This window comes from Halobacterium salinarum DSM 3754, from assembly GCF_008124605.1.
GTDB lineage: Archaea > Halobacteriota > Halobacteria > Halobacteriales > Halobacteriaceae > Halobacterium > Halobacterium salinarum.
The window spans coordinates 84,541-93,150 of record NZ_VRYN01000004.1 but is presented as its reverse complement, the minus strand read 5'-3'; the positions used below and the strand labels follow the sequence as shown (position 1 = coordinate 93,150).

General features: G+C 63.1%; 9 protein-coding genes. 2 read left to right on the top strand and 7 right to left on the bottom strand.

Annotation, left to right across the window (positions count from 1 at the left end; all coding sequences use genetic code 11):
• Positions 1-328, top strand: a 328-nt coding sequence (locus APQ99_RS09695; RefSeq protein ID WP_148889177.1) for a winged helix-turn-helix domain-containing protein, incomplete at its 5' end; no start/stop codon positions are given.
• A 68-nt stretch (positions 329-396) separates the two neighbouring features.
• On the top strand, positions 397-678 hold the full coding sequence (locus APQ99_RS09690; protein ID WP_010902669.1) for a DUF7521 family protein: 282 nt from the start codon (positions 397-399) through the stop codon (positions 676-678).
• 1 nt (position 679) lies between these two features.
• Here the strand turns inward: APQ99_RS09690 and minD are convergent, their stop codons facing one another.
• The 7 genes from minD to APQ99_RS09655 all read right to left on the bottom strand — a co-directional run bounded on the left by minD (position 680) and on the right by APQ99_RS09655 (position 8,516).
• Positions 680-1,654, bottom strand: a complete 975-nt coding sequence (gene minD / locus APQ99_RS09685; protein WP_136361289.1) for a MinD/ParA family ATP-binding protein — start codon at positions 1,652-1,654, stop codon at positions 680-682.
• Between the two features lie 44 nt (positions 1,655-1,698).
• The gene (gene flaJ / locus APQ99_RS09680) at positions 1,699-3,444 is read right to left on the bottom strand and encodes an archaellar assembly protein FlaJ (protein WP_136361290.1); all 1,746 of its coding nucleotides are present in this window, start codon (positions 3,442-3,444) and stop codon (positions 1,699-1,701) included.
• A gap of 6 nt (positions 3,445-3,450) precedes the next feature.
• Positions 3,451-5,166, bottom strand: a complete 1,716-nt coding sequence (locus APQ99_RS09675) for a type II/IV secretion system ATPase subunit (protein WP_394347180.1) — start codon at positions 5,164-5,166, stop codon at positions 3,451-3,453.
• A gap of 185 nt (positions 5,167-5,351) precedes the next feature.
• A complete protein-coding gene (locus APQ99_RS09670; protein WP_010902673.1) occupies positions 5,352-6,122 on the bottom strand; it encodes an ATPase domain-containing protein in 771 nt (256 codons plus the stop codon).
• Positions 6,119-6,574, bottom strand: a complete 456-nt coding sequence (locus APQ99_RS09665) for a CARDB domain-containing protein (protein WP_136361292.1) — start codon at positions 6,572-6,574, stop codon at positions 6,119-6,121. Before APQ99_RS09665 ends, APQ99_RS09670 begins: the two co-directional genes overlap by 4 nt.
• On the bottom strand, positions 6,575-7,012 hold the full coding sequence (locus tag APQ99_RS09660) for a fla cluster protein FlaF (protein WP_136361293.1): 438 nt from the start codon (positions 7,010-7,012) through the stop codon (positions 6,575-6,577).
• Entirely contained in the window at positions 6,996-8,516 is a 1,521-nt protein-coding gene (locus tag APQ99_RS09655; RefSeq protein ID WP_136361294.1) for a FlaD/FlaE family flagellar protein, read from the bottom strand. The genes APQ99_RS09660 and APQ99_RS09655 overlap by 17 nt, the downstream gene beginning before the upstream one ends.
• Positions 8,517-8,610: the final 94 nt, after the last annotated feature.

Here is an 8,610-nt window from a genome sequence, read left to right as displayed (position 1 = left end):
ACGGGTACTCGGTAACAAGTACAACGCCGAGATACTCGAAGCGACGCACGCGCCGAAGTCCGCCCAGGAGCTCAGCGACGAACTCGACATCCCGATCGCGACCAGTTATCGGCGCATCGAGGAACTCAGCGAGCACGACCTCCTCAAACTCGAAGGCAAGGAACTCTCCGATGAGGGGCGGCGCACGAAAGTGTACCGGCGCCAAGTCGACGAGATCAGCGTCCAGTTCGGCGTCAACGAGACGACCGTCGAGACCAAAGAGCGCACCGAAGCCAAGAACGCACTGGTCGACGTGTGGAGTGATCTCGGGGCGGATAGTAGTGAGTGATTCTCGCGGCTAATAATCGCGCCCCTACATTTTTACGGGATCTCGGGATGGTATTCGGTAGGAACGGAATGCGTCTCATCGAAGCACTCTACGTGTTGTTCAGCGGAACTCTCGCGGTCGCCGGTCTCAGCATGGTCGTGTTCGCGGTGCGCGCGTACAAGGACACGGGCCGCCCGTCCATGATGCACCTCTCGGCCGGTTTCGGCCTCGTCGTAGCCGCCGCTGTCAGCACGACTGTCCTGGCGTTTCTGACTGGGTTCGAACACACGCGCACGCTGTTGACGGCTAACTACTTCATCACGACGGCCGGCTACCTGTTCGTGATGTACAGCATCATCCGCTCGGAGTGATCTACGAGAGGCGTGACTTCACGCGGTCGAACAGCTTCACGCGGCGTTCGGCGGTTTCTTCGTCGGCGTCGACGCCGGCCTCGGCCAACATCTCCTCGATGGAGATCTCGTAGACCGGCCCCTCAGCATCCGCCTCGTCGTCGTCGTCGTCGGGCTGGCTTTCTCCCGTGTCCGGGTCGACCCACTCGAAGGCGTCGCCGTCGTCTGTGCTGGTGTCCTCGCTGTCGGCTGGTGGTTGTGGTGGTGTCATCCCAATACTGTCCGCGAGACTCGCTGCAAGGCGGTCGTAGGCGCGGGCGGCCGGGCTTTCAGGGGTGAGATCGACAACCGGATGGCCCTTTCGCACCGCGAGCTTGACTGCGTCATCGTGTGGGACGCTGACCGTGACCGCGTCGGTCGTGCCCAGCGCCGCGGCGATCCCCTCGACGTCATCGAACCCGCCGTCGCCGGTCCGCGTGAACACCGCGCCGACCACCGGCTTGTCGAGTTTCGACACGAGCTGTCCGGTCTTCGTGGCGTCGGTCAACGAGTTCAGCTCCGCGGTCGTGACCAACAATACCCCGTCAGCGACGCTCATCGCCATCGCGATGTCGTAGCTCAGCCCAGCCCCGGCGTCCAACAAAACCACGTCGTGGTCGGCGCGCAGCCGCGTCACGACCCGATGCAGGGACTTCGCGTCGGCCTCGGCGAACTGCTCCAAATCGGTCGATCCCGGAACGACGGTCACGCCGTGAGCGTCGTAGGCCGCATCCGCCGGGGACGCGTCGCCGGAGAGCACGTCGTGCAGCGTCACGTCCCCAGTGAGGCCGAACAACCCGGCGAGGTTCGCCATCCCGAGATCAACGTCGACCAGCGCCACCTCGAAGCCGTCATCAGCGAGCGCGACTCCGAGGTTCGCCGTTGTCGTCGACTTCCCGACGCCGCCTTTCCCGCTGGCGACAGCGAACACATACCCCTCCCGACCGGCCTCGCTCATCGTATGCGTCCTTGCGGAGGCCCGCACATAAGTGTGGCTCCCCGTCAGACCGCCAGCAGCGACTTCACGAGTTCCAGCGTCACCGACCCGATGACGCAGGAAATCCAGGTCAGCGCCACGAAATGAATGTACGCGTTGACCTTGTGACCGCCGTCGACGACCCGCGTCATCAGCGACGACAGCGACGCGTTGATCAGCAGCGTCAACACCAGCAGGTACTTGATCGTCTCGATGTCGTACACCTCGGTGTTGATGATCGACCCCACGTCGAACGCCGGATTGGAGAAATCAAGGCCCAGTCCGGAGATCACGTCGACGATCCCCAGCCCGATGAAAAACGCGAACGTCGCCGCCGCCGAGATCCCGTACAACACGCCAACGAGCGTCGACGCGGACTGGCTGCGCTGCTGGCGCAGCTGCAAGACCTCGCTCATGTTCTCGGAGATGAGCTCCCCGAGGTGTTTCGGCGCGCCCCCCATCTGGCGCCCGATCAGATACATCTCCGAGAACTTCTGAATGAGATACGAGTGCGAATCCGCGGTGAAATGCCGCCACGCCTGGGACGCGTCCAACCGCAGGTTGAGCCGCTTGTAGAGGTCGTCGATGAGCTCCGTGAGCGCCCCGAAGTTCTTGTCACGAAGCGTCTCAAGCACCCGTGTCGTGGTCGTCTGGCGGGCCGTTTCACTGGACCCCAGCGCGCGGATGAAGCTCGTGAACGCGTCGTCGCGGTCCTTGACACGGCCCTCTTCGGCGCGCGCCACCAGTCCCGGGATGAGCAGGGGTGTCGTCGGGACCGCCGCGTACATCGGCAGCGGCAACACGTCGGGTGCCAGCGGCGTCCACGACAACTGGACGGCGATCACCACCACCACGAGCACCACCGCAGCAACGCTCCCGGCGGCGGTCGCGACCCGCATCCGCCACTCCACGCTCGTGGTCCGGTCCTCCGGGAAGTACCACAGCGGATCGCTCGGCGCGAGCGTGTACATCGTGTACAGGAACCCGATCTGGATGAACGTGTACAACACGACGACCGCCGACACGGTCATCGTCGGGTCCGTGCCCGAGAGGATCGGCAACACAGTCGCGAACACGAGCGCGAACGTCACGGACAACACCATCGACAGGTAGAGGTCTTTCATCACCTCGATGTTCTCCAGTTGGCCCTCGTAGGTGGTCGCGTAGTTCCGGATGATCGCCTCCTGCTCGCTCATCAGGTACGACTCCAGGCTCTCCCCGGAGTTGATCGTGTACGCCAGCCGATCGAGAAAGTCGGCAATGAGGTCGCTTGGCACCTTGTTGGCGCGCATCCGGCACGCGTCGTCGAGGCTCTGGTTCCAGGCGTCGATGAGCTGGACGATCCGCCGCGCCTCCTCGGACAGCGGCCCGTACTCCTCCTCGGCACCGATCCGACGAAACACCTCCACGCGGTCGATGTTGGTGGTTGACAACACCGTCATATGCGTGATGAACAGGTGGAACCGGTTTTCCATCCGCGTGCGGCGCTGATCCATCCGAATCTTCGGATACATCACGGCCGCGATCAACGCAAGTAGCCCCAACATCGGCGTCGGGATCAACAGATACGTCGGCAACGAGAGCGCGACGATCGCGACGATCGTCACGAAGAAGAACACCACCGCAGGCACGAGCGCGAACGCCACGTACCGGAACGCCGGCATCGGCATCGTCCGATAGGACTCCACGACCGACTCCACGAACTCCCCGAAGTCGACGTCGCTCAGTGACCCCTCGCTCTCGACGTGTTCGCCCTCGGCTTCGGCTGCCATGCTGACTCAGAACCCGCGTGAGATCGTGAACGGCAGTCCCTCGACGCCGTCACGCTGGAAGGCCGCAATCGTGTCGTTGAAATCGTGGTAGCCGATGAGATCCTCCTGGATGATGCGCTCGAGGATCTCAGCGCGGAAATCCATCTCGTCGTAGATCTCCCGCGTGTCGGCGTACCCCAGCAGCGTCGCGATCTGTTCTTCGAGCACGAAGGAGTTGTTCCGGCCCTGGAAGACGATCTCGTCCTCGACCGGATCCCAGTAGAACGCCTGCCGGGTGACAACCCCGCCCATCTCCTTGGAATACCCCTCGATCTCCTGGACCGAGGTGACGCGTCGCAACACGTCGTCGCCCTGCTTCACGCGGTTCTGGAACAGCGCCACGTCGGCGTTGTCCATGAACGTCTCCGGGACGTTGATCGGCTCCCCGGTGAACCGCTGAATCATCGAGACGATGTCGCTTGCGTGGAACGTCAGCATGACCGGGTGGCCGGTCTGGGCCGCCTGGAACGCCATCCGTCCCTCCTCCCCACGCACCTCGCCGACGATGATGTAATCCGGGCGCGACCGCAGCGCCGCCGCGACCAGATCGAACATGTCCACGTCCGCGGAGTTCTCGCCCTGCCCCTCACGGGTGAGCAGCTGCTGCCAGGTGTCGTGTGGCGGAATGACCTCGGCGGTGTCCTCCGCGGTGTAGATCTTCGAATCCCGGGGAATGAACGACATGATGGAGTTCAGCGTCGTGGTTTTCCCCGACGCCGTCTCCCCGACGACGAACACCGTCTGTTCGTTCTCCAGGCACAGCCAGAGGTACGCCGCGAGCTCCGGCGACAGCGTCCCCCACTTGGTGATCTGCCCGACCGACAGCGGCACGTCGTCGCCCTGTCGGATGGTGAGCGACGGCCCCTTCAGGGAGACGTCGTCGCTGTAAATGATGTTGATACGGGAGCCGTCGGGCAGCGTCGAGTCCACGATGGGGTCGCTGTCGGAGACCGGGTCGCCCATCCGCTCGCCCATGTTCCGCAGCCAGCCGTCGAACTCGTCGGGCGTCCCGAAGTCAACGGTCGTCTCCAGCATCCCGTAGGTGCCGTGGTCGACGTAACAGCCGGTCGGGCCGATGACGTGAATGTCCTCGTTGTAGGGGTCACGCATCACCGGCTCCAGCGGTCCGAACCCGACGATGTCGCGGTTCAACTGGTACCGGATGTTCTCGTAGGTCGTCTCCGAGACCGGAATGCGACCGAACCCGAACGCTTCCTCAAGCGCCTCCCGGACCATCGGGACCGCGCGCTGAACGCGGTTGATCACGTTCCGGGGCGACGACGCGACCCGGCGCGCTCCCGCACGCATCTGCTGGGCGGACAAGTCACCGGAGTCCAGGGACATCTGGCCGCGATCGTCGCCGACCATCCGATCCGCCACCGTCGACGCGTCGAAGTTCTTCACCAGCGATCCCAGGTTGTTCGGGAGCTGGCGCACCCTGTGGAACACGTCGTCGGACTTGTCGTCGGAGATGCGAACGGTCTCCTCTAGCAGCTCTTCGATGCGGTCGTCGTACTCGGCCTCGGCCTCCGGCGCGGGTTTGTTGACCGACTTCTCGAGGATGCGCTCCTGGACGTTCTTGAACACCGCCGCTTCGGGCCCCGACAGCTCCGGCTCGATGGTGTAGTATTTGGTGTCTTTTCCCAGGTCACCGTACACGTGACAGAAGATGGGGCCGCCCACGGGGTAGACGACGTTCGGCTTGTCGGCCTCCCAGTCGTCGGTCGGTTCGTCGATCAGTTCCGGGAACTCGCCGGTGAACTGTTTGAACCGCTGGAGATACTCCTGGAGGTGCGTGTAGCGGGTCGCCGTCTCCCGGAGTTCGTGACCGATCTGTCGACTCCCATGGTCTGCCATGTGTATTCCTGTTATGCCACACTGCGGCTTTCGATGACGATTCCAGTGCCGGACCGCACCGAGTATCCGATGGAGTCGCCGACCTGTTCGCCCATCCCCGCGAACCGTCGAACGGCGATCGACCGCCGAACGTCGTTGCCCACCTCGACCATCTCGAGTTCGAGGTAGACGTCGGCGATCGATCGGAACGGACCGATCGCCTCCTCGTCAACAGTACTGGGGTCCACGGTCAAAACAATGACCTTTCCTTGCGACACCAGATCCCTAAAAAAGGATATGATTTCGAGGGCCGCCTGGCGCTCCTCGTTCTCCCGCACCAGCGCCTCGAAGTTCGGGTCGTTGCGCAGGATGGCGTCGAAGGTGTCCACGACCACAACGTCGGCGTCCCACATCCGGTCGGCCTCCATCAGCCGCTTCAACAGCTGTCTGCGGCTCCCGTCGTCGTCGTTGCTGGACGCCCCACCCCGCAGCGCGCTCTTCCCGGTGTCGACGTCGGCCTCCAAGAACAGGAGGTTCTCGTTGAGCAGATGCTCCTCGACGTCATAACTCAACGAATGCATCTGGTCGATGAACCCACGGACGGTCAGCTCCGTGGACACCAGCGTGACGGCGTTTTCCTCCTCACAGAGCCCGTACGAGAACCGCTGGCTCATGGCTGACTTCCCCGCACCGTAATCGCCCTCGACGAGGACGATGCTGCCGCCCGGGATGCCGCCACCGAGCTCGTTGTTCAGTCGGTCGTGCTCGTCCAGTCCAAGCGAATACAGTGTGCGCGTGCTCATGAGACTCTCAACTCCAGGACTTCTCGATCCCCGTTGGCTAGCACGACGACGCGGTGGTCACCGGCACTGAGATCGACGTTCGTCGCGTCCACTTTCAACACGTTTCCCGGCCGCCACCCGCTTCCGTCAACCACCGACACGCTCACTGCAGTCTTGTACTCTCCGTCCACGATAACGTTGATCGTGCTCGCGTCCGCGGGCAACGATTCGGAGCCGGTGTTTTTCACCAGCAGCGTCAGGGTCGTGTTCGCGCCGTCGTACACCGCGCTCGGGCTCCCCGGATCACTGATGATCGACACGTCGGTCTCGATCTGGTGGCTCACGTCGACGCTCCGGTCGCTCAACGCCCCGCTCAAGCGTTGTACGCCGTTCGTCATCGTGCCTGCGACCGACGCCGCGACGAGGATCGACGCGATGAAGATGATCAGCGTCGACGACGACACGCTCGCCACTCAGACCACCTCCGTGGCTGTGACGCCCGTTCCCGTCACCACCTTCACTCGTGTTGGGGCCGACCCGGTCGGCACTGTCACTGAATACGTCTCGCCGGGCAGCCAGAGGTCCGTCTGCGAGTTCCCAGCGACCGACGACGACACGTACGCGCTGTCGGTGACGTACTCACCGTCTACGAGGACGTCGGTCTGCGAAACGGACAGCGTCGTCGAGCCGTTGTTGGTTGCGTTCACCGTCACGGTGTCGTTCACTGAGTCGTACGTTGTGTTCGCCACTTCCACCACCGTGTTCTTCGCAGTCAGCACGCGGTCGTTGCGCGCGTTGTTCGCGTCTTGGACGCGCTCGAACCCGTTGAACGCCGCCGAATAGAGGATTCCAACGCTCACGAACGCGGCGATGAACAGGATCGCCGCGGACCCGCTAACGCTGAATCCCATTCCTATGGAGGTCCTCGCAGCGGTCAACGATGACGCGCTCGATGTCTTCGCTTGCTAGCTCTTCGATATATTCGAGACTCTCTAGGTGGTCGTCCATTGTCAATTCAGTGCTTCCGAACTCCTCGCGGTAGAGATAATCCGAGTCGGTCAGCCCTTCAAGGAAGTCGAACAGCTGGTCGCGCACCGGCTCTCCGATCCACCCGATGCGCTCGTAGTAGTTGATCGTCCGAACCGTGTTCTTCGGGCCGAACTCGGTCAGGAGGTACTCCAACCACTCCAAGCACACGACATCGGCGAGGTACCCGGTCGGCGGCTCGGCGAGATGCGGGCCGTCCTCGCCCCCGACTGCCAGCCCGGGGGCTGCTCCCGGTCCCGTCGGTGCGCTCATCCGTCCGCCCGGGTCCGCGTCCGGCTCGGACACCAATCCGTCGTCGCCGCTGTCCGCAGCCATCTCCTCGTCGTCGTCCGCTGTGGCGTCCGCCTCGGCCTCGAAGTCGTCACCGGCATCGTCGAGATCGTCCTCGAACGCGTCGTCGGCGTCGTCTTCTTCGAGGTCCGAGTCGTCGAAACCGATGTCGGGCTTGTCCTCGGCTTCGATTCCCGCCTCGCCCTCGATCTCCTCGCCTTCCGCCCAGTCCGCGTCGCCGGATTCGTACTCCTCTTTGAGCTCCTCGAAGGACGTTCCCCCACCACCTTCGCCGTCATCGGCATCCTCGCTGTCGTCGTCTTCGAAGTCGCCGAACTCATCGTCCATCTCCTCGTCGTCGTCCTCGAAGTCACCGAACTCATCGTCCATCTCCTCGTCATCGTCGTCCTCGAAGTCACCGAACTCATCGTCCATCTCCTCGTCATCGTCGTCCTCGAAGTCGCCGAACTCGTCGTCCATCTCGCCGTCGTCATCCTCGAAGTCGTCGTCGAACGCGTCGTCCTCAAAGAACTCGTCGGCCTCCGCCTCGGCGACATCCGTATCGAGATCCCCGGTTTCGTCGCTGTCCTCTTCGTCCTCGTCGAACAATCCGAAGCTGTCGCCGCCGCCCCCAGGCCCACCAGCGGCGTTCGGATCCACGTCGTCGACGAACGGGTTCACACCGCGTGTCACCATCTCGTAGATCTCGAGGAGCTTTCGAACGTTCTCCTCGACGTCCTCGACACTCTCGCTTATTTGTTCGTTCTCGCTCCGGACGGTATTGGCTTTCGACGCGACGTTTGAGACCTCGGTTTCCAGATCTTCGATACGGTTTTCGAGCTCGTTGACGGACGAATCGGCGCCACCCGCACCGTCGCCGCCGCCGCCGTCCATGTCATCGAAGGACCCGAACTCGTCGTCGAAGTCGTCATCGAAGTCCTCGTCCATGTCCAGATCTGAGTCGTCGCCGCCACCACCGCCACCACCGCCGCCGGAGTCCTCTGACCCCTCGTCGTCGAGCCAACTGGCCATTCCGACGGCCAGTGCCCCGAACTGCACGAAGACCACGGCAGTCGGGGTGAGGTCGATAATCGTCATCGGAATAGATAACGAGAGCCGCAGGTAATTAATGTTCTCCCCCAGTTCTCAATCAGATAAATCGGACCCCGAGTCGCCGCCCAGTGACTCGGTT